Origin of the sequence: Carnobacterium funditum DSM 5970, assembly GCF_000744185.1 — a bacterium.
Taxonomy (GTDB): Bacteria; Bacillota; Bacilli; order Lactobacillales; family Carnobacteriaceae; genus Carnobacterium_A; species Carnobacterium_A funditum.
In genome coordinates this window covers 376,188-396,607 of record NZ_JQLL01000001.1, presented here as the reverse complement: position 1 = coordinate 396,607, position 20,420 = coordinate 376,188, and the positions used below count along the sequence as shown (strand labels likewise).

Annotated in this window: 22 protein-coding genes; 2 read left to right on the top strand and 20 right to left on the bottom strand. The window is 33.9% G+C overall.

Annotated elements, in window-relative coordinates; genetic code table 11:
* Positions 1-14 precede the first annotated feature (14 nt).
* From hslV to BR44_RS11780, 18 genes are all read right to left on the bottom strand, one after another.
* Positions 15-557, bottom strand: coding sequence for an ATP-dependent protease subunit HslV (hslV, locus tag BR44_RS01745; protein ID WP_281173118.1), 543 nt, complete (start codon positions 555-557; stop codon positions 15-17).
* Between the two features lie 39 nt (positions 558-596).
* A complete protein-coding gene (gene xerC, locus BR44_RS01740; RefSeq protein ID WP_034550066.1) occupies positions 597-1,496 on the bottom strand; it encodes a tyrosine recombinase XerC in 900 nt (299 codons plus the stop codon).
* 141 nt (positions 1,497-1,637) lie between these two features.
* Positions 1,638-3,716 (bottom strand): type I DNA topoisomerase, encoded by a 2,079-nt coding sequence (topA, locus tag BR44_RS01735; protein ID WP_034550064.1) that lies wholly within the window; start codon positions 3,714-3,716, stop codon positions 1,638-1,640.
* Between the two features lie 204 nt (positions 3,717-3,920).
* Positions 3,921-4,805, bottom strand: a complete 885-nt coding sequence (dprA, locus tag BR44_RS01730) for a DNA-processing protein DprA (RefSeq protein WP_034550062.1) — start codon at positions 4,803-4,805, stop codon at positions 3,921-3,923.
* Positions 4,806-4,942: 137 nt separating this feature from the next.
* Positions 4,943-5,728 carry a ribonuclease HII gene (locus BR44_RS01725; protein ID WP_034550061.1) on the bottom strand — a complete coding sequence of 262 codons (786 nt, stop codon included), beginning with the start codon at positions 5,726-5,728 and terminating at the stop codon, positions 4,943-4,945.
* On the bottom strand, positions 5,729-6,598 hold the full coding sequence (ylqF, locus tag BR44_RS01720) for a ribosome biogenesis GTPase YlqF (protein WP_034550059.1): 870 nt from the start codon (positions 6,596-6,598) through the stop codon (positions 5,729-5,731).
* A gap of 75 nt (positions 6,599-6,673) precedes the next feature.
* The gene (gene lepB, locus BR44_RS01715; protein WP_034550058.1) at positions 6,674-7,348 is read right to left on the bottom strand and encodes a signal peptidase I; all 675 of its coding nucleotides are present in this window, start codon (positions 7,346-7,348) and stop codon (positions 6,674-6,676) included.
* Between the two features lie 24 nt (positions 7,349-7,372).
* Positions 7,373-7,918, bottom strand: a complete 546-nt coding sequence (lepB, locus tag BR44_RS01710) for a signal peptidase I (RefSeq protein WP_034550055.1) — start codon at positions 7,916-7,918, stop codon at positions 7,373-7,375.
* Between the two features lie 142 nt (positions 7,919-8,060).
* Entirely contained in the window at positions 8,061-9,512 is a 1,452-nt protein-coding gene (locus tag BR44_RS01705) for a S41 family peptidase (protein ID WP_034550053.1), read from the bottom strand.
* A gap of 46 nt (positions 9,513-9,558) precedes the next feature.
* Positions 9,559-10,275 (bottom strand): purine-nucleoside phosphorylase, encoded by a 717-nt coding sequence (gene deoD, locus BR44_RS01700; protein WP_034550050.1) that lies wholly within the window; start codon positions 10,273-10,275, stop codon positions 9,559-9,561.
* 16 nt (positions 10,276-10,291) lie between these two features.
* Positions 10,292-10,513 carry a YozE family protein gene (locus tag BR44_RS01695; RefSeq protein ID WP_034550049.1) on the bottom strand — a complete coding sequence of 74 codons (222 nt, stop codon included), beginning with the start codon at positions 10,511-10,513 and terminating at the stop codon, positions 10,292-10,294.
* A 65-nt stretch (positions 10,514-10,578) separates the two neighbouring features.
* Complete coding sequence (locus BR44_RS01690) at positions 10,579-11,181, bottom strand: YpmS family protein (protein ID WP_034550047.1); 603 nt, start codon at positions 11,179-11,181, stop codon at positions 10,579-10,581.
* A 30-nt stretch (positions 11,182-11,211) separates the two neighbouring features.
* Positions 11,212-12,045: a DUF459 domain-containing protein gene (locus tag BR44_RS01685; RefSeq protein WP_034550045.1), complete on the bottom strand. Its 834-nt coding sequence runs from the start codon at positions 12,043-12,045 to the stop codon at positions 11,212-11,214.
* A gap of 30 nt (positions 12,046-12,075) precedes the next feature.
* Positions 12,076-12,927: a DegV family protein gene (locus BR44_RS01680; RefSeq protein WP_034550044.1), complete on the bottom strand. Its 852-nt coding sequence runs from the start codon at positions 12,925-12,927 to the stop codon at positions 12,076-12,078.
* 468 nt (positions 12,928-13,395) lie between these two features.
* Positions 13,396-13,884: a dihydrofolate reductase gene (locus tag BR44_RS01675; RefSeq protein WP_034550042.1), complete on the bottom strand. Its 489-nt coding sequence runs from the start codon at positions 13,882-13,884 to the stop codon at positions 13,396-13,398.
* Between the two features lie 27 nt (positions 13,885-13,911).
* Positions 13,912-14,859, bottom strand: coding sequence for a thymidylate synthase (locus BR44_RS01670; RefSeq protein WP_034550040.1), 948 nt, complete (start codon positions 14,857-14,859; stop codon positions 13,912-13,914).
* 20 nt (positions 14,860-14,879) lie between these two features.
* Positions 14,880-16,793: an ABC-F family ATP-binding cassette domain-containing protein gene (locus BR44_RS01665; RefSeq protein ID WP_034550038.1), complete on the bottom strand. Its 1,914-nt coding sequence runs from the start codon at positions 16,791-16,793 to the stop codon at positions 14,880-14,882.
* A gap of 393 nt (positions 16,794-17,186) precedes the next feature.
* Entirely contained in the window at positions 17,187-17,411 is a 225-nt protein-coding gene (locus BR44_RS11780) for a uracil-DNA glycosylase family protein (RefSeq protein ID WP_245592905.1), read from the bottom strand.
* 491 nt (positions 17,412-17,902) lie between these two features.
* Here BR44_RS11780 and BR44_RS01655 point away from each other — a divergent pair, with 491 nt between their 5' ends.
* Positions 17,903-18,112, top strand: a complete 210-nt coding sequence (locus BR44_RS01655) for a cold-shock protein (RefSeq protein WP_034550035.1) — start codon at positions 17,903-17,905, stop codon at positions 18,110-18,112.
* 71 nt (positions 18,113-18,183) lie between these two features.
* On the opposite strand, the gene BR44_RS01650 is transcribed toward BR44_RS01655, so the two are convergent.
* Positions 18,184-18,642: an EbsA family protein gene (locus tag BR44_RS01650; protein WP_034550033.1), complete on the bottom strand. Its 459-nt coding sequence runs from the start codon at positions 18,640-18,642 to the stop codon at positions 18,184-18,186.
* A 92-nt stretch (positions 18,643-18,734) separates the two neighbouring features.
* On the opposite strand from BR44_RS01650, the gene BR44_RS01645 reads away from it, so the two are divergent.
* Positions 18,735-19,169, top strand: coding sequence for a ribonuclease HI family protein (locus BR44_RS01645; protein ID WP_034550030.1), 435 nt, complete (start codon positions 18,735-18,737; stop codon positions 19,167-19,169).
* Positions 19,170-19,206: 37 nt separating this feature from the next.
* Here the strand turns inward: BR44_RS01645 and BR44_RS01640 are convergent, their stop codons facing one another.
* Positions 19,207-20,352 (bottom strand): THUMP domain-containing class I SAM-dependent RNA methyltransferase, encoded by a 1,146-nt coding sequence (locus BR44_RS01640; RefSeq protein WP_034550029.1) that lies wholly within the window; start codon positions 20,350-20,352, stop codon positions 19,207-19,209.
* Between the last annotated feature and the right edge of the window lie 68 nt (positions 20,353-20,420).

Sequence of the window (20,420 nt, the reverse complement as noted above, 5' to 3'; positions counted from 1 at the left end):
ATTTTATCACGTCCTTATAATTCTTCAACAATAATATTGTGGTTCGTATAAACACAAATATCTGCTGCAACATTTAAACTTTCTTCTGCAATCTCTACTGCAGTTAAATCCTTACCATATTTTTTTAACGCTCTTCCTGCAGCAAGCGCAAAATTCCCACCAGATCCGATAGCTAAAATGCCGTCATCTGGTTGAATCACTTCTCCTGATCCTGAGACCATTAGCATTTCATCTTTGTTCATAACAATAAGTAAAGCTTCTAATTTTTGAAGTGCTCGATCTGAACGCCATTCTTTTGCTAATTCAACTGCTGCACGAGTCAAGTTTCCTTTGTATTCATTTAATTTTCCTTCGAATCTTTCCTCTAAAGTAAAAGCGTCAGCTACACTACCGGCAAAACCGACTAATACTTGGTTGTTATAAATCCGACGAACTTTACGAGCGGTCCCTTTCATTATGACACTTTCACCCATCGTAACTTGACCGTCTCCAGACATCGCACAAGTACCATTGTGTTGTATTGCAAATATTGTTGTTGCATGAAATGTTGTCATCATTTTTCCTCCATTAATATACCATTTGTTCTCCTTGTATGTTTAAGCCCTTGGATGAAACTTACGGTAATTTTTTTGTAAATGCTCTTTTGTAACATGGGCATAAATTTGCGTTGAAGATAGACTAGCATGTCCTAATAATTCTTGGACTGTTCTCATATCTGCTCCGTTGTTTAATAAGTGTGTTGCAAAAGTATGTCTTAACATGTGGGGATGTATTTTAGAAGTTAAGCTGCTTTTTTTAATGATTTGATTTAGAACGTATTCAATTCCAGAAGTTGATATCGGTACACCATATTGATTTACAAAAAGATAGGAATGTTCTTTTTGGTATTTCTTCATCAACACCGTTCGACCTTTTTCAAGATATTCTTGAATCGCAGCTGCTGCATAATGACCGAATGGAACGTAGCGTTCTTTGTTTCCTTTTCCATGAATTAAAACAACGCTTAAATCAAAATCAATATCTTTCATTTGTATGTTTTTGCATTCACTGAGACGGATTCCAGTTCCATAAAGAACTTCCAAAAGAGCTTCGTTTCGAAAATCTAATGTCTTTTCGCCTTTAACAGCTTTAAATAAAGCATCTATTTCTTTTTCATAGAAAAAACGAGGTAAACGAAGCGTTTTCTTTTTTAGATGAATATAAGAAAAAGGATTTTCAGTTACCACATGATTTTTTAAAAGAAATTGATAAAAAGCTCTAAGACTAGATATTTTTCTAGAAATCGTATTTCGACTTAACTGACGTTCACTTAATTCTCCTAAAAAAATACGAACATCCTGTAGGCTGACTGATTCATAACGCGGTTCACCAGTGGCCGACAAAAAATCCGAAAAGTCATTAATATCTTCCTCATAAGCTTTTTTAGTGAGTTCAGAATAATGACGTTCAGTAATTAAATACAATAAAAATATCTTTTTTAATTCATGATTGCTCAAAAAAAATCCCTCCACTCATATGACAAAATTACTTTATCATAGAAGTAAAAGGATTACAATTGATTAACTTGATTGCATTTCAAATTTACTGAATTTTTAAACAATTTAGTATCATTTAGTTATCGGTCAGTTATCCGACCTTTATTTTTGAGTTTCTTCTTTGTAATCACAATGACTGCAGACAACTTGTGTTTTTCCTTTAGTTTTCTTTTCAGTTAAATAATGATCACATTTTGGACAATTTCTGCCAATTGGTTTATCCCATGATACGAACTCACAAGCAGGATAACGATCGCATCCGTAAAATAAACGATTTTTCTTAGATTTTCTTTCAATTACTTGTCCTTCTTTACATAATGGGCAAGTTACCCCAATCTCTTTTACAATCGCTTTTGTATTGTGGCATTCTGGAAAATTACTACAAGCATAAAATTTTCCATATCGTCCCAGTTTGATGACCATTGGGTGTCCACATAACTCACAATCAAATCCAGCCGGTTCATCTTTGATTTGAATTTTCTCAATATTTTCTTCAGCATTCTCTACTTCTTTAATAAAGGGTTTGTAAAAACGGTCAATAACATTTGTCCATTCTTCTTTTCCTTCTTCAACCGCATCTAAATCTTCTTCCATTTCAACAGTAAAATGAATATCAACAATTTGTGGAAAGTTTTCTACCACTAAATTATTGACAATTAAGCCCAATTCAGTCGGCTCAAAGCGTTTACTTTGGATCTTAACATAATACCTCTTTTGAATAGTGTTAAGTGTAGGAGCATATGTTGATGGGCGTCCAACGCCGTTTTCTTCTAATGTCTTGATTAAAGTAGCTTCAGAAAAACGTGCAGGAGGTTGAGTAAAATGTTGATTTGATTCAATATCAACAGCGGTCACTAAATTTCCTTTTGTAAGTTCTGGTAAAATATTGGCCTTTTCTTCCTTACCATCATCAGTACCTTCAATATATACTTTTTGGTATCCTGGAAATTTTAACGTTGAGCCATTTGCTCTAAACAAAACGGTATCTTGGGTAATATCAACTTTTACTGTATCAAATATCGCAGGTGTCATTTGACTAGCGACTAGTCTTGACCAGATGAGGTTATATAGTTTGTATTGATCTTTTGTTAAATACTTTTCAATATCTTTTGGTGTTCGCATCGCGCTGGATGGACGAATAGCTTCATGGGCATCTTGTGCACTAGCTGCCTTTTTACCTACACGTGGTTTTGAAGCAGAGAATTCTGGACCAAATTCTTTCGTGATGTATTCGACGACTTCATTTTTAGCAGAATCTGCTATTCTTGTTGAGTCTGTTCTCATGTAAGTGATTAAGCCTACCGCTCCACCACGCCCTAAAGAAATCCCTTCATAAAGCTGTTGAGCAATCATCATTGTTTTTTGTGTTCTAAAATTTAATTTCCTAGCAGCTTCTTGTTGCATACTACTTGTTTTGAACGGCAATGCTGGATTTCTTTTGCGTTCTTTTTTGGTTACTTTTGTTACCTCATACTCATCGCCTTTAATTGCTTGAATAACTTTTTTAACATCTGCTGCATTTTTAAGGTCCATTTTTTTATTATTTAAACCGTGAAAATGTGCTTTAAATTTTTTAGTGCCTTTTTTAAAGTTTCCTTCAATACTCCAATATTCTTCAGGTTTAAAGTCAGCAATTTGTTTTTCTCGTTCACAAATTAGTTTGAGTGTGATGGATTGAACACGTCCCGCACTTAATCCCTTTTTTACTTTTTTCCAAAGAATAGGACTAAGCGTGTACCCTACAAGACGATCAAGTATTCTGCGAGCTTGTTGAGAATCCACTAATTGCATATCTATCGAACGAGGCTCTTTAAAAGCCCCTTTAACAGCCTCTTTGGTAATTTCATTAAACGCTACCCTATTCTTATCGTTTATATCTAATCCTAACAAATGGCTAAGATGCCATGCTATTGCTTCCCCTTCTCTATCCGGGTCAGCTGCGAGATAAACTTTTTCAGCTTTCTTCGCGAATTTTTTTAATTCTTTAATTAAAGGTCCTTTGCCTCGAATCGAAATGTATTCGGGTTGATAATTGTTTTCTACATCAATTGCCATGCGGCTTTTCGGTAAGTCACGTATATGACCTAAACTAGCAACCACTTTGTAATTCTTACCTAAATATTTTTCAATTGTTTTTGCTTTAGCTGGTGATTCAACAATTACGAGGTATTTATAGGCCAATGAAATGCTCCTTTCAAGTGAGCTCATATTTTCTATCTTTGATCATTTTTAAATCAAAAGAGAAATCGTTAATCATCTTATGCCATCTCATACCCATTTGTCAACTATAGTAATTAAAAAAAATTGAAAAAGGTCTTTTTTTATCTATATTTTTATCTATAATATAGAAGAAAAGAGAGTGTTTATATAAATAATTAGCGTCATTTAATGGCTATCTTTATCAAAAATAAACTCTTCTAAAATATGAGTAGCAGACAGAACACATTTTGCTCCTTGCATAATTAAATTGTTTGTTCCTGCTGAATAAAGGCTCGTAATTGATCCAGGAACAGCAAACACTTCTCGCCCTTCTTGCAAAGCTAAATTAGCTGTAATTAAACTACCACTATGCTCTTTTGCTTCTACAACTAATGTACCTAAAGATAGGCCAGCAATGATTCTATTTCGCATTGGAAAATGATAAGGCAATGGTTTTACTCCTAATGGATATTCTGAGATAACCAAATGGTGATCCCCGATATCTTTCTGTAGTTTTTTATGTTCATAAGGGTAGGAGTAGTCTAAACCCGTTCCAATTACGGCGATAGTCTTTCCACCTAGCAACATTGTTTTTTGATGAACAGCGCAATCAATTCCTTTTGCTAATCCACTGACGGTAACGAGTCCTTTTCCAATCAATTCAGGTAATAATTTGTCCAATATTAGAGTTCCATAAGGCGTATTTTTTCTTGAACCTACAATAGCTAACAAATTTTTTTCTAATAGTTTTAAATTTCCTCTATAAAATAAAATTGCTGGCGGATTATAAATGTTTTTTAAATATTCAGGATAGCTTCTATCCAATAATGTAATCCATTGAATTCCTTGTAGTTTATACTTTTCCTTTAGTCTTTCTGGTTCAATACGGGCATAGCTTTCTAAAAAAGCATCTTTATTTTTAGTTGGTAAATGAGCGCATATGGCTAATTGGTAAGCTGTTAATCGACTATTATCTAGTAGCGCTGAGATCATTCTAACCTGACTGATTGGGCCTATTCCTTGACAATGTGCTAAATGAAATATTTTTTGTTCCAGAAGCTGTTTATCCATTGCTTTCTCCTTTGGGTTTCTGTTTTTATGGTGCATCCCTCTAGTAAATTATCCGCAATGCTATACTCCATTCATTATTTTATTTACTACAAAAAAATACTATCCGTGATGTAATTGGATAGTATTGTGTCATTGGTTCAAAATCTTTTTTTGTTTACTGTATTTCTAACAGGTGCAAAAGAGTGGCGATGTATTGGACAAACACCCAATTTTGCTAAACCTTCTAAATGAATTTTCGTTCCATATCCGGCATTTTGAGCAAATCCATAGCCAGGATACAAAAGATCATATTCGCTCATCATACGGTCACGAGTCACTTTTGCAACAATACTGGCTGCAGCAATAGATAGGCTTTTGCTATCGCCTTTTATTAGACTTTCTTGAGGAATAGTTGTTGGCAATTTCATAGCATCAATCAATAGATATCCCGGAGTCTGTGGCAGTTGTTGAACAGCTTCCAACATAGCTAACTTCGTTGCTTGGTATATATTAATATCATCAATGATACTATGATCCTTTATGCCTATTCCTATTCCTAAAGCATGTTCTTGTATTTCTATGAAAAATTTTTCTCTTTTTTCACTTGATAACTGCTTTGAATCATTGATTCCTAGGATTTGAAAATCTTTTGGCAAAATGACAGCTGCTGCTACTACTGGACCAGCCAAAGGTCCACGACCAACTTCATCAATTCCAGCAATAAAAGATAATCCTCTACCCCAAATTGCTTGTTCGTTTTGCAGCATTTTTTTGAATTTATCTTCTTTTAATTGCTGCTTTTCTAATCGTTTTTCCCAAGTCTTTAAAGCTGCTACAACACCTTTTCTTTGGTCCACTTGAAAAATAGAAATGCGTTCATCTAGTGGATAATCAATCTCGCTTAGTAGAGCTTTAATTGCAGCAACAGATAATGGTTTTTCCATTTAGTTTTTTCTCGTTTCGTTAGGAGATTTTTCGGGAATATCATCTAAAGTATAGCGACCAACTTTTCCACTACGTATTTCATAAACAATCATTTCTGCTGCTCGACTGTAATCATCGATGAATCCTCTTTTTTCAGTTATTAACATCAATAACTCTGGCGATTCTAATGCCATCTCTGTTTCAGATAATTGATAACGTGCAGCAAGGTTTGCTGGATATTTTTCTTTCATTATCTCTAAGCCATATAAAGCAATATCATCTAATTGTAAAATGGTGTCTTTGATTGCTCCTGTTAGAGCAAGTTTCTTACCTACTTCAGGATCTTCGAATTTCGGCCATAAAATTCCTGGTGTATCTAACAAATCAAGTTCTTTATTTAATTTGAGCCACTGTTGGGCTTTAGTTACCCCAGGTTTGTTACCCGTTTGAGCTACATTTTTTTTTATGAATCGATTAATAAGGGTAGATTTACCTACATTTGGAATACCAATACTCATGGCTCTAATTGGACGAGGTTTGCGTCCTTGTGCTGCCATACGATCAAATTTAGGTTTTAATAATCTCTTCGCTTCGCTCATAACTTTTTTCATCCCCATGCCTTCTTGTGCTACAATAGGAACAGCTGAAATACCTTGATTATTAAAATAAGCAACCCATTTTTGAACTAAGACACTATCAGCTAAGTCGCTTTTGTTTAAAATAACTATACGGGGTTTCTCTCCAATTAATTCATCTAATATCGGGTTACGACTAGACAATGGAATTCTTGCATCTACTAGCTCAAATACAACATCGACTAATGTAAGTTTCTCTGTAACTTGCCTTCTGGCTTTAGCCATATGTCCTGGGAACCATTGAATTGTTGTCATATCTTTTCTCCTTTCACCATTCCAAAAAAGGAAGGGGCGAAAAGGCCTCTTCCTTTTTTTGGTGGTGTCTCTTTTTTAATTATTTAGCATACCAAAACTATTCAAAGGCCAAATACGAACATCTATTGTTCCTGAAACAGTCGTTTCATCGATAAACCCAAATATTCGACTATCTAACGAATTAGTCCTATTATCCCCCATTACAAAATAGGAATCATCTGGAACTTTTTCTATGCCTGTCACGGATGCTAAAGTAAAATCATCGGTTAACGTTTCTCCTGGAACCAATTTAGTTTTAACCGATTCTAGGTAAGGTTCTTTAACCACTTCACCATTTACATATAATGTTTCATCAACCACCATAATTTCATCACCAGGCACACCAATAACTCTCTTAATGTATTGCTTATCTGAAATAGTTGGCTCATCAGGATTGTCAGGTGCTGGAAAAACAATGATATCGAATCGATTTGTCTTTTCGACTTTATTTAAAATTAGACGGTCATTGTCGTGAAGTGTGGGATACATTGAATCGCCATCAACACTTACGGGTACAAACAAGAATTGACGAATAAGAAAAAAAATAATGATGGCTATAATAACATATAATAAAGTATTTCCTGCCTCAGAAGCAAAACTCTTTTTCTTATTATTTTTTGAATATTCTCCACCATTCGTATATCGAGCTTTTCTTGGTTCGAAACTTTCTGTCTGTGAATCTCTTCCATCTGAATAAGTTGTTTTACTCACTGATTACCACTACTTTCTATTAAATTATTGAACAAAGGATAAACGTTTAAATGGATAATAAATCATCGATGTTTCACCAATAATATCAGATGCAGAAACAGAACCAAAATAACGACTATCATTACTAGATCTACGGTTATCTCCAAGAACGAAATATTCATCTTCAGGAATGGTTATCTGACCTGTTATTTCTTCTAACGTAAAATTAGATGTCCACGTCCCACTAGCACGCTCGACTAATGAATTGTTTAGGAATGGTTCCTTGATTAATACATCGTCTATATACAATTGATCGTCTTCATACTGCAGTGTCTCATTAGGTAACCCAATAACTCTTTTTACTAGTATTCGGTTAGAATCATCTTTAAAAACAATCAAATCAAATCGATTGATGTGGTATATCGTTCTTACTATGATTTCATCATTTTGCTGAAATGTTGGTATCATTGAAGCACCTTCAATAGTCATTGGCAAAAAAATGAAATTCCGAAAGAAAATTGTCAGTACCACCGCAAACAAAAAGGGTTTAAACCAATCCCACAAATGGCTCTTCCAAGTTTTTTTCTCCATAACTGTCGCTCCAAACTAGTCTATTTGTTTCTATCATACAAGAAAAAGATGGAAATAACTATTTATTTTCAATAAAAGTAAGATTAAAAAAGGGGGAAATAATCATCTAAATCCCTTTTTTAATCTTATTAACGGAAGTAGCTTATTCTTTCAAATAGTCTAATCCTTTTTCATATTGTGTGTCATTATCTTTTATTAAAGTACGTAAATCTTCGATCATTGCTGCAGCTGTATCTCCAGTTACTACACCAGTTGTTTCTAATTTTTGCTCTGTTTGAAATTCTTTGATTGTTGAAACCGTTTGCTCATCGAGATACCCATCAACCGGACCTGTTTCATAATCTAAAGCTTCAAATACTTTTTCAAGATTTTCAACTTCGTCTGAAACGTCCCCTAATTGGTATTCTTTTGTGCTGTCAATGATTAATAGTTTTGTATAGTCCGGTAATTCAACTGGAATAGTAGGTTCTATTCCTTTTTCGTTAATCCATTTACCCGATGGTGTTAACCATTTGGCAATCGTTAATTTCAACTCGCTATTATCTGAAAAACTAGCAACGGTTTGAACCGTTCCTTTTCCAAATGTCTTAGTTCCAATAATAGGGATATCAGCAGCCTCTTTCAATGCGCCGGCAAGGATTTCTGATGCACTAGCACTTCCTTCATCTACTAAAAGTACAGAAGGTTCTGTGACCTTAAATTCACCCATTGTTTCCTTATCGGCTGTTAATTTAACGGGTTCTTGGTCTTTTTCTTGTGTTTGCATAATAATAGAACCTTCTTCAACAAACATATTAGATATATTCAAAGCTCCATCTAATATACCACCAGGGTTTTGTCGAACATCAAAAATAAAAGATTTAGCTCCTTGAGTGCGCAACTCTTTTACAGCCGTGACTAATTCGTCATACGTTGGATTTGAAAAACTATTAATAGAAATATAGCCAATCGTTGGATGCTCTTTATCTAAGTTATAAACGACTGTTTCTACTGGAATTGTATCTCGAGTAACAGACACTTCAAACTGAGTTTCTCCACGTCGAATCGTCAAAACAACCTTAGAGCCTTTTTCACCTCTGATAAATGAAACCGCTTCGTTTAAAGATAGTCCTGTTAAGTCTTTATCGTCAGCTTTTAATAGGATATCATTGGGTTTTAATCCCGCTTTTTCTGCGGGAGAACCGGCTATAGGAGAAACAATCATAATAGAATCACCTTGTTTCATTACTTCAGCACCGATACCTTCAAAAGAAGCTGAAATAGTATTATTTAAAGACGTTGCTTCTGAAACATCGAGATATTGTGTGTAGGGATCTCCAATTGCGTCAACCATTCCAGTTAATGCACCTTCGATAAGCATATCACCATCAACATCTTTAAAATATTGACTTAAAAGTTGATCATACACCGCTTCAACTTTAGATAGTTTCCCTGATTGAGTATCGTCTTGTTTTTTAACGGGAATGTCTTGATTTGATTGGTTTGTCAGCATATAAGTTCCACCGATTGAAACAGCAGCAACGATAAACAAAGAAATTAAATAAGTTTTTATCTTAACTTTACTTTGTTTTTTCTTTTCTGGTTCATCTTGCATATGGCAACTCCTTTCGAATAGGTATACGTGTTCTTTCGTTTAATGATTAGGCTTGAGGTAATTTAATAGCTGTTTCTAAAGCAAGAATCATCATGTCGTTAAAAGTAGTTTCTCGCTCCTCAGATGTGGTCTCTTCTCCTGTTAATAAATGATCACTTATTGTCAGTATTGTTAATGCTTTACGGTCATATTTAGCTGCTAATGTATATAATCCTGCTGCTTCCATCTCAACAGCCAGAACACCATAATCAGCTAATTTCTTTTTATCTAACTCTTCATTATAAAAACGATCCGCTGATAAAACGTTCCCGACTTTCACATTCAACCCTTTTTCCATCCCTATATCGTAAGCTGTTTTCAATAGTTCAAAATTAGCCAGTGGAGCAAAATCTACCTGATTGTGGAATGTATGGCGGTTGATACTAGAATCCGTTGTCGCTCCTTGCGCTAAAACAACATCTCTAACTTTAATGGTATCTTTCATGCCGCCGCCAGTACCGACGCGCATTAAGTTTTGAACATTGTATTTTGTAATAAGTTCTTCTGCATAAATCATCATTGATGGAAGTCCCATCCCAGTACCTTGAACAGAAATCCTTGTTCCTTTGTACATTCCTGTATAACCAAACATATTACGGACAGTATTGTATTGCACTACATCTGTTAAAAATGTCTCAGCAATATATTTTGCACGTAATGGATCCCCAGGTAATAAAATCGTTTCAGCTATTTCTCCTTCTTTTGCATTAATATGTGTGCTCATTTTTTTACTCCTCCCATTATTTATCTTTTTCTAAATATCTTTCCCAAGCTTCATCAAAGATAGACATTTCTGGTAAATAATCGCCATTTAATTCTAGATAATGGCTTATTTTTTGATAATCATCTGACTGTTTCGGAAAGCCAACATCAAGATAGGCCTCATTAGCAAATAATGTAATAGTATCTTTTTTGTGTGGGTCTCTTTCTGTCATTAAATAGTGATAAAATGAAGTTCGCATAAATGTGTTGTGCTCCTTTTTTCTATATTTTTTCTAGAGGAATCAGAAAATTTGTTTTTGTAGCTTTAATTATTGGGTAAAAAAACATTTAAACGGATGTCATCCTTTTCCAAATCTATTTTATCAGCAGTAAAATGCATGCCACTTTTTAAATAAAATTCATTTAAGTTAAACACAATGATTTCTTTTTTTGTATCAATAGCTACCCACTCTGGGACTTTTAACTGAGACTTTATCAGATTCATCGCAAAGGAAATAGGTAAATCTAAAGCTCCAACTGAAATTCTAGTTGCTTTAAATTGAAGGTTTCCATTTTCCATTACAAACGGGTCTAAAAACAATGAAAATCCTACATCACGACTAAATAATTGAAAGGTTCCTGATAGTTGAGCTTGTTCATCTAAAATAAAATTAAAGTCAACTTGCTTATTTGATAGTTCTTCATCAATATATTTTGTAACTAATTGATTCAGATCTTTTTTACGCGCTTGAATTTGAAAAGTCATTTCTTCTTTTTTAGACTCATTTAAAGATAAATTAGGCTCACCTTGGATAAAAGGTGTTAATTGAGAGGATAACCAAATTACGCTCCCTAACACAATTGATAACAGCAATAAAAATGCCCATTTCCAATAATTAAGTCTGTTCTTTTCACTCTTTTCTTCCATATTAAATTCCTCTCTAATAAAGTTTAGTCATTAATCGGATATTTTTTTATGGTCTATAATAGCACGATATAACTCATTGGCTATTAACTGGTAACCTTTATCATTTGGATGAAACAAATCTTCTTCGTATAACAAAGAACTGGTATCTATTTTCTCAGATGACTTATTTATCTTAGAAATGGTTGGTCTTTCTGCTCCATTAAATAAACTGCTCAATGAAAAATAAGTAGCTTTATTCTCTTCAGCTATCAATTTAGTAGCTGTATTCCATGAAAGAAGAATATCTTTCATTTCAGTCATTTCTGGGAAAAGAGAATCATATGGATTATACAGACCGAAAACATAAATTTGAGCCTTTGGATTTTGTTTATTCAATTTTTTTAAGATCATAGAAAGATTATTTTTATATTTCTTTTCTGGTTGAAGAAAACTCTCTTGGTTAATTTTAAGTTTTTCTTTTTTAAACGTTTGGACAAGGTCATTGCCGCCCGCTGATAAAACGATAATATCTGCTCTTTTTATATCTACTTGAAGGTCTTCTTGTTGTTGAACCCTTTTTAAAATCTGATCACTTCGTTCACCGGTTATACCATAGTTCTTTGTGGTTACGTTGTCTATTCCACGAGTTTCTTTTAATTGATTTGCAACTAACGGTACATAGCCACCATTTTGAGTACTATCCCCTACACCCTTGGTCAATGAATCACCTATTGCTAAAAAATGAATAGTTTGTTTTGGATTGGCCGATTGCTTGTTTTCTTGTATTTTATCTTTATTCATAACTAAATTTAATCCTTGAAAAACGATAAACGTACCTATTGCTAAGATTAGGCAAGTAATTAAGAAAGAACGTACTACTTTCATCGTATGATTCACCTCCATTTACCACTAAATCTAAATTCCCTGTTTTTCATAATAAATGATGGCATACGCGCCTTTTCCGGTGTGAGTCGCAATGATTGGACCCGTATGATCCATTGTCATTAGAACATCTGGCATTACAAGTTGGAAATCTTCTTTCAAATCATTTACATAATCAAAATCAGCAGCATGTGAAAACGAAACTTCAGCTAAATTTTTGGTCTGCGTTAACGTTTCTTTTAATGCTTGATTCCATTTATTTATTGGCTTCATGCCACGACCTTTTACTCGACTTTCCAATTTCCCGTCTACTAATTCAAAAATTAACTTCATATTCATTAGATTAGAGACTGTACCTACTACTCGGCTAACTCTTCCACCCTTAACTAGATTATCTAACGTTCTAACACAAATAAACAAACTTGTACGTGCCTTTACTGCTTCGATTTTATTTAAAATGGTCTCTTCATTGGCGCCATTAGTTGCTAACTTTGCAGCTTCAATAACTTGAAAAGCAAGTCCACGATCAGTAAAATTACTATCAATGACTGTTACTTTAGTCTCTGTCATTTGAGCAGCTTGCCTAGCAGCATTAACTGTCCCACTTAAAGATTCAGTCATGTGGATAGAAATCACTTCACCACCGTCTTCTCCAAGCTTATCATAAAGTTCTAAAAATTTGCCAAGAGGAGGTTGACTCGTTTTTGGTAAGTTGGTTGTTTTCTCCATTAAGTTCATGAATTCAACCTTTTGAATATTTTCTCCATCTATATAGGTTTTGTCGTCGATTAAAATGGTTAAGGGTAAGACATGAATACCTAATCTTTTAATCTCATCTGAACTTAATTGGGCAGATGAATCAGTTACTATAGCTATTTTATTCATTTCTTTTTTATCCCATCTTTCTAAATAAAATTTCTTTTATAACCCTGATATAAGTAAGCTTAATTTTTACTCATTTTTCAGACAGTGGTTTTATTTACTTGTAGAGAGTACATATAAAGTAGTATAACAGATTCTTGAATCCTCGTATACTTATCTAGAAAGGTTTAAGCAGAGAAGGGTATAAAAAAGAAGGCTTATTAAATGAATGAAAAAAATACACACCCTCATACTGTTTTCTCAAGAAAGTGCTTAGTTCTAAATGCAGTTTTGACGCGATAACACAGAGTATTTTTTTTGACTATTTTTTGACTATTGGAGGAGGATTGTTCTTTTATCTAACGGTTCTAGCAGTGGACCTGCGACCTGCACTTGAAGTTTTTTTATGCTGTCTATTTTATGTTTGATTGATTAAATGTAAAATAAACATAAAAAATGCATCCTCATTTTTTGAGAGATGCATTTTTTATTTCACTTTTTGTAATACGTTTCAAAGTCATGAGGATACTTATTGCGTTCATCCACCAAACCTGCTTCAGTGTGAACGAGTTTCCACTTATTCCAATCAATATCTGGAATTGTCGTATCTCCTTCAAATTCGGCGTGTATGACTGTTTTATACAATACCTCTGCAAATGGCATAAATGTTTTAAAAACAGCTGTTCCACCAGTGATAAAAGTGTCCTTTTCATATTGCCTAGCGAAAGCTATCACTTCATTTACGCTATGCATGACTTCAACACCACTAGCTTGATAATTTTGATCTGTTGTTAAAATGATATTTACTCTATTGGGTAATGGTCGTTTGCCCATTCCTTCAAATGTTTTTCTACCCATTACGACTGCATTTTCTTGTGTCATTTTTTTGAAATAGTTTAAATCGTTAGGTAAAGTCCAAGGAAGTGTGCCGTGGTTTCCAATTATTCCATTTTCGTCTTGTGCCCATAAAAATGCAATCATTTGTATCACCCATTTCTTTAGTAATTTTTAAACAGCAATCGGAGCTTTAATGCTCGGATGTGGATCGTAATCTTTTATTTGAATGTCTCCCATTTCAAAATCAAAGATACTCATTTTTTCAGTATTTAAGTCTAAAACAGGAAATGTTTTAGGTTTTCTTGTCAATTGTTCAGCCATTTGATCTAAGTGATTGGAATACAAATGTGCATCACCTAAAGTATGAACAAATTCGCCTACTTCTAAACCTGTTTCATGTGCTATAAGATGAGTCAACAAAGCATAGCTTGCAATATTAAAAGGAACGCCTAAAAATATATCTGCGCTTCTTTGATACAATTGACAACTTAATTTCCCGTCCGCAACATAAAATTGAAATAAAGTGTGACAAGGAGGAAGAGCCACAGTTGGTACATCTTCCGGATTCCAAGCGGTAACAATTAATCTTCTGGAATCAGGATTAGATTTAATCATCTCAATAACATCTTTTAATTGATCTATTGTTTCTCCTTGTGATGTTTTCCAGTGTCGCCATTGCGAGCCATACACATTTCCTAATTCTCCATATTGCGTAGCGAATTCATCATCTTCTAATACCCGTTGGCAAAAGAGAGCTTTTTCAGATGTGTATACACGCTTGAATTCAGCATCTACTATCGCTCTTTTTCCAAAATTAGTCATATCTGGTCCTGAGTAATCGACGCTATTTACATAGCGTTCAAACGCCCATTCATCCCAGATATGATTATTGTGTTGCAAAAGATATTTTATATTCGTATCTCCTTTAATAAACCACAACAACTCACTCTTGATTAACCCAAAAGGCAAGCGTTTGGTTGTTAATAAAGGAAAACCTTTTTGAAGATCAAAGCGCATCTGATGGCCGAATAGACTTTTTGTTCCTGTTCCCGTCCTATCCTGTTTTAATGTGCCTTCTAACATGACTTTTTCTCCTAAATTTAAATATTCCGTTTCCAAAATTATTCCTCCTGGATGCTTTAGTTGTTTTCAAACTGACTTAGGTATTCCCATCTTGTCATTTTCTCTTCGACCGTTTTTTCAAGGGTGGAAAGTTTTTCTTGTAGTTCTTGCAATAAAGCGGAGTTACTGCCATTTTCGCTCATTTCTTTTTGAATTCGCATAATTTCAGCGTCTAAACCAAGTAAATCTTGTTCCATGTTATCCCATTCTTTGCGCTCTAAATAAGTTAATTTTTCTTTTGTATCTTCTTTTTCTATAGTTTTTGAAGAAGAATCCCCATCTTTATTAATCGTTTTTTCAGAAGATTTTTTTTCTTGGTATTCTATCTTCTCATCTTCTTCTTCCGCTATATAATCCGTAATATTTCCAAAGTAAGGAATAACTTTACCTTCTCCTTCAAAGATTAACAATTTTTCTGTCGTCTTATCAAGGAAGTAACGGTCATGCGATACAGAAATAACAGCACCAGGAAAGGTCTCAATATAATCTTCTAAGACCGTTAGCGTTGCAATGTCTAAGTCATTCGTTGGTTCATCCATTAATAAGACATTTGGTTTTTGCATTAATAATTTCAATAAATACAATCTTCTTTTTTCTCCACCGGATAATTTTCCTATTAACGTACCATGACTCGATTTCTCAAATAGAAACTGTTCTAATAAATTGGTCACACTAATGCGTTCTCCATTAGTTGTTTCTACTTCTTCGCCTACTTCTTGTAAAAATGAAATGACTCGTTTTTTAGGATCCATTTCTTCAGTCATTTGTGTGTAGTAAGCAACTTTAACTGTTTCACCAACTACAAGTTCTCCTGAATCTAATTTTATTCTTCCAGCGAGTACATTTAATAGAGTTGATTTTCCAGCACCATTTTTACCACTAATACCAATTCTGTCTTTTGCTTGAATCAATAAATTAAAATTTTCGATGATAGGATGGCCCACAAAAGTTAATGAGGCATCTTTTAAATCAAAAACACGTTTCCCAATGCGCGATCCTTCTAGATTCATTTCAACTGAATCATCTACATTTGATTGATGAAGATTTTCTTCTAAATCAGAGAAGCGATTAATTCGAGCTTGTTGTTTGGTTGAACGAGCTTTTGCTCCAGTTCGCATCCATGCCAATTCTTTTGTATAAAGTTGTTTTCTCTTATGATCTGCACGAATGGAAGCTTCTTGACGTTCTGCTCTAGCTATAATGTAACTTTCATAGTTACCAGAGTACATAATCGCTTTCCCATGAGACAATTCAATCATTCGATTTGCAATTCTGTCTAAGAAATAACGGTCATGCGTTACTAATAATAATGCACCTCGATAGGAACTCAAATAATTTTCTAACCACGTAATTGTTTTAAAATCTAAGTGGTTTGTTGGCTCATCTAACACTAGTAAATCAGGCTCTTGTATTAATACTTGAGCTAGTCCAACTCGTTTTCTTTGTCCTCCAGATAATGTAGCAATGGATTGCTCTAAATCAATAACGCCTAACTTACTTAAGATAGTCTTTGCATTCGTTTCAGCTAACCAAGCATCGTGGTCATTCATGCCTTGCTCTGCGTTAGAGTAAGCATTTTGATACTTTTCATTCATTGGATCTAAAATTAAATTTTCAAGTGCTTTCTCATAATTTCTTAAAGCAATTAAAATAGGAGTATCGCCTTCAAAGATGGTGTCAAAAACAGTCAGTTCTTCGTCAAACTCTTGTTCTTGCAATAAATACCCCATCGTATAGCCTTTAGGTGTTTGAATTTCACCTTTTTCACCACTATCTTTACCTGTGATAACATTTAATAAGTTGCTTTTACCGGTACCATTTACACCAATTAAACCAACTCGTTCTCCTGTTTGAATTGAGAAGCTAATGTCGTCAAATAAAGTTTTTTCTCCATAAGTTTTCGTTAAATTGATTACTTTCATTTCTTTCATATTCAATCTCCACTTTCCCGTAGTAAGCACTCATTTTTTAATCTTCCTCATTTTAACACAAAAGATACAGCTACTTCATATTCTTTTAAATGTGTGGCTTAAACCATGCTAAATCCTGATAAATTAAATCGAGTCATTTTCAATTATAAAAAATAGAAGCAGGCTGAACTATTGGAAATATACGGTATATTTCTCTGTCCAAGTAAAAGGAGTCGAGTCTATTGAAGCTAATTCTAAAACGGGACCTTCGTATAATTGGCCATGAATTTCCATGATGTTGGATTAATTGCCAATTAATCTGTGTAATCCTACATTTCCCATTGTTAAAATAATAGGTGGAGTTATCGTTTTAATTTCAAAATCTAATAATGGGCCATGAGCTACTATTTCTTTCTAGGTAGGTGTCTGATTGCACTTACGGATAAAACGTTCACCAGTTTTCTTATCTAATTTTTCCCTTTCATAAAACGGCCTACTTCTAAAGATGCTCGTGATGACTACTTTTTCTCGTGGCATCTCTAAAAACTCAAAAAATTTTATCCATTCTTTTCCAGCTCGGCCAGTGAACGGTATGCCATTTAGCGATTCCACTTCTCCAGGAGCCTCTCCAACCAGCATAAAACGAGGATGCTCTGGACCAGCTCCCCATAAAAAACCTTCAACAGAAATTCGCTATTTCGTTCCTTTGCTAGCTGCATTAATTGCTGAGTTAAAATAGTTTTCATAGCTTACATCCGCTTTATAAGTTTGTTTCAACTCGTTCTATTTTTCATCAATAAGATATGAACGAAAGATACGTACAACAACGAGAGAAGTCTGTTACGCTCCTCATCTTCTAACTAAACTATGTATTTAGAAATCTTTGGTTTTATAGGCTACTTTTATTCTTTTGTTTCTTATTACATAATAGACAACCAAAAATAAAAATGATGATTATGAACATAATAAATAGTAGTCTGTGTTAGATACAAACTATTGCGTTAACTATTGTTGACGAAAGCGGTTAACATTCTTATAATGGAATTAGGCCATTTCTTCTTGTATCCTCTTTATTTTTACGCACAAGTTGGCTAAATTTTGTCGAAAAATTTATTAAGGGGGACTGACAGATGGAAAAAGGAATTGTTAAGTGGTTTAGCAACGAAAAAGGCTATGGCTTTATCGAGTACAATGACCAAGATGATGTTTTTGTTCATTTTACTGGAATTGAAGGAGACAGTTTTAAAACTTTATCCGAAGGCCAACATGTTTCATTTAGAATCGTTGAAGGTACTAGAGGCCCTCAGGCTACAAGTGTTGTCGTTGAAGAACTTCTTTAAAGTAAATGGTTAACTATAATTTATTTCCCTAAGAAAAAAACGATAACCTCATAGTGAGGTATCGTTTTTTGCTATTCTTGGTTTAGTTCATTTTTTCTACTATCATTGACTTCTTCTATCTTAATTTCTGGAATAGATTGTTGAATAAAAGTTATGAAAACTTTCTTGTTTTTTTTGTTTAAATAGAGTATCAGTGGTTCTTTGACATTTTTTCCTTCTAGTTTAATCAGTCGATGTTCTGAAAAAGACAGCTTAGTAAAGGTTGATAATAGTGGATAGCTTTTATTTTTTATCCCTCTAAAATAACGAATATCTAATTTATCTTCTGAAAATGTTGCAGTAGAGCCAAATCCAAAGTATAAAAGCACAAACCAAAAACTCCCTATAACAAAACTAAAGACCGGGTGTTGATTTTCCAAAATAAGAATCAGACTTAAAAAAAGAGTAAGCCAACAAATGGACCAATATATTATTTGAAACGCCGGTTCTAAAGAAAGCCGGATTTTTGATACAGTTTTCACTTTTTTCATTTTTCATCCTCTATCTCATAATAGTTATTTTGCATTTATCATAGCATATGTTTTTAAAAAAACAAATTTAGAAGCCGAAAGGAAAATAATACATGTTGAGAATGTACACTGACGCATCAACTAAATCAAATCCTGGGCCTAGCGGAGTTGGTATTATTATCATTGGAAACGAACTACATATCCAGTTATCCTTCCCCCTTGAAGATGAGTTAAGCAATCATCAAGCAGAATTTGAAGCTATTTCGTCTGGTTTGAATTATCTTATTGAAAATCAATTAACGAATCATACATTAGTCATCTACTCAGATAGTAAAATTGTTGTTTCTGCCATCGAGCGCAATTATGTGAAAAATAATCTGTTTAATATATATTTGTCTTTTATTAATGAACAATTAAAATCATTTCCGTCCTTTATTATTCAGTGGATTCCAGAATCGCAAAACAAAGAAGCTGATCACTTTGCTCGCCAAGCCTTAAACAAAAGATTAAAAATACTACTTAACAAACAAAAAAACGAAAAAGATTAATTTTCTAATCTTTTTCGTTTTTTTTATTGGATCTTTTTTAATTACGAGTTGTACGTGGTGGGCGTGTTCCCCAATATTGAAATAAATCTGTTCTAAGGGCCCCATTATATAATTTTCGTTTCTTGGTAGCGCGTTCACCATAAACAGATTCAAACGTTAAATCACTTGTTATAATATACTTGCTCCACGTTTTTAATGGCCGGTATACTTGACCCATTTGCTTATAGAGTGCTTGTATTTCTTCTTCTTCCCCTAATCGTTCACCATAAGGAGGATTAGCTAGAATAACACCATACTCTTTTTCAGTAGTGAAATCTTTTAATTGCATTTGTTTAAAGACGATACTGTCTCCGACACCTGCTTCAATCGCATTTTGTTTAGCTATTTCGATCATTTTAGCATCAATATCTGAGCCCATAATATCTAATTCAACATCGTGATCAATTGCAGCCTTGGCTTCAGCTCGAACGTTATCAATAATAGTTTTATCAAACCATTCCCAGTTCTCAAATGCAAAACCTCTGTTGATTCCTGGTGCAATATTACGACCAATTAAAGCAGCTTCAATTGGAATGGTACCAGACCCACAAACTGGATCATAAAACGGACGGTCTTTGCGCCAAGTTGTCAAAGAGACTAAAGCTGCAGCCATATTTTCTTTTAGTGGTGCTCCACCTTTTGCAATTCGGTAACCACGTTTAAATAAACTTGATCCCGTAGTATCTAGTGTTAATGTTACTTTATCTTTTAGTAAAGCTACCTCAAGTTGGTACAAAGCACCTGTTTCAGGCAATCGCGTTTTACGGTGATAAACCGCGCTTAAACGGTCTACAATTGCTTTTTTTACCAATGCTTGACAGTCAGATACACTATAAAGAGTTGATTTGATTGATTTTCCTGCAACTGGGAAATTAGCATCCATGGGAAGTAAATCCTCCCATGGTAAAGCTTTTGTTTTTTCAAATAATTCATCGAATTCAAAAGCATCAAATTCACCAACAATTATTTTAACTCGGTCTGCAGTTCTTAACCAGACATTCGTTTTGGCAATATCTTCTTCTGTCCCATTAAAAAATACTTTTCCATTTTCTACTTCACATTCATAACCCATACTTCGTAATTCTTTTCCAACTAATGCCTCGATACCGCTAGCGGCAGTTGCAACAAGTTTAAATTGTCTCATTTTATTAGCTCCAATTCTTTTTTGCTTGTTTTTTATTTGCTCTTCATTGATACATAATATAAATATAA

Coding starts and splice junctions, on each gene's coding strand:
- hslV (WP_281173118.1), bottom strand. CDS start 557: ATGATGACAACATTTCATGCAACAACAATATTTGCAATACAACACAAT.
- dprA (WP_034550062.1), bottom strand. CDS start 4,805: ATGGATAAACAGCTTCTGGAACAAAAAATATTTCATTTAGCACATTGT.
- BR44_RS01725 (WP_034550061.1), bottom strand. CDS start 5,728: ATGGAAAAACCATTATCTGTTGCTGCAATTAAAGCTCTACTAAGCGAG.
- ylqF (WP_034550059.1), bottom strand. CDS start 6,598: ATGACAACAATTCAATGGTTCCCAGGACATATGGCTAAAGCCAGAAGG.
- lepB (WP_034550055.1), bottom strand. CDS start 7,918: ATGGAGAAAAAAACTTGGAAGAGCCATTTGTGGGATTGGTTTAAACCC.
- BR44_RS01705 (WP_034550053.1), bottom strand. CDS start 9,512: ATGCAAGATGAACCAGAAAAGAAAAAACAAAGTAAAGTTAAGATAAAA.
- deoD (WP_034550050.1), bottom strand. CDS start 10,275: ATGAGCACACATATTAATGCAAAAGAAGGAGAAATAGCTGAAACGATT.
- BR44_RS01695 (WP_034550049.1), bottom strand. CDS start 10,513: ATGCGAACTTCATTTTATCACTATTTAATGACAGAAAGAGACCCACAC.
- BR44_RS01690 (WP_034550047.1), bottom strand. CDS start 11,181: ATGGAAGAAAAGAGTGAAAAGAACAGACTTAATTATTGGAAATGGGCA.
- BR44_RS01685 (WP_034550045.1), bottom strand. CDS start 12,045: ATGAAAGTAGTACGTTCTTTCTTAATTACTTGCCTAATCTTAGCAATA.
- BR44_RS01680 (WP_034550044.1), bottom strand. CDS start 12,927: ATGAATAAAATAGCTATAGTAACTGATTCATCTGCCCAATTAAGTTCA.
- BR44_RS01675 (WP_034550042.1), bottom strand. CDS start 13,884: ATGATTGCATTTTTATGGGCACAAGACGAAAATGGAATAATTGGAAAC.
- BR44_RS01665 (WP_034550038.1), bottom strand. CDS start 16,793: ATGAAAGAAATGAAAGTAATCAATTTAACGAAAACTTATGGAGAAAAA.
- BR44_RS11780 (WP_245592905.1), bottom strand. CDS start 17,411: ATGCTGGTTGGAGAGGCTCCTGGAGAAGTGGAATCGCTAAATGGCATA.
- BR44_RS01655 (WP_034550035.1), top strand. CDS start 17,903: ATGGAAAAAGGAATTGTTAAGTGGTTTAGCAACGAAAAAGGCTATGGC.
- BR44_RS01650 (WP_034550033.1), bottom strand. CDS start 18,642: ATGAAAAAAGTGAAAACTGTATCAAAAATCCGGCTTTCTTTAGAACCG.
- BR44_RS01645 (WP_034550030.1), top strand. CDS start 18,735: ATGTTGAGAATGTACACTGACGCATCAACTAAATCAAATCCTGGGCCT.
- BR44_RS01640 (WP_034550029.1), bottom strand. CDS start 20,352: ATGAGACAATTTAAACTTGTTGCAACTGCCGCTAGCGGTATCGAGGCA.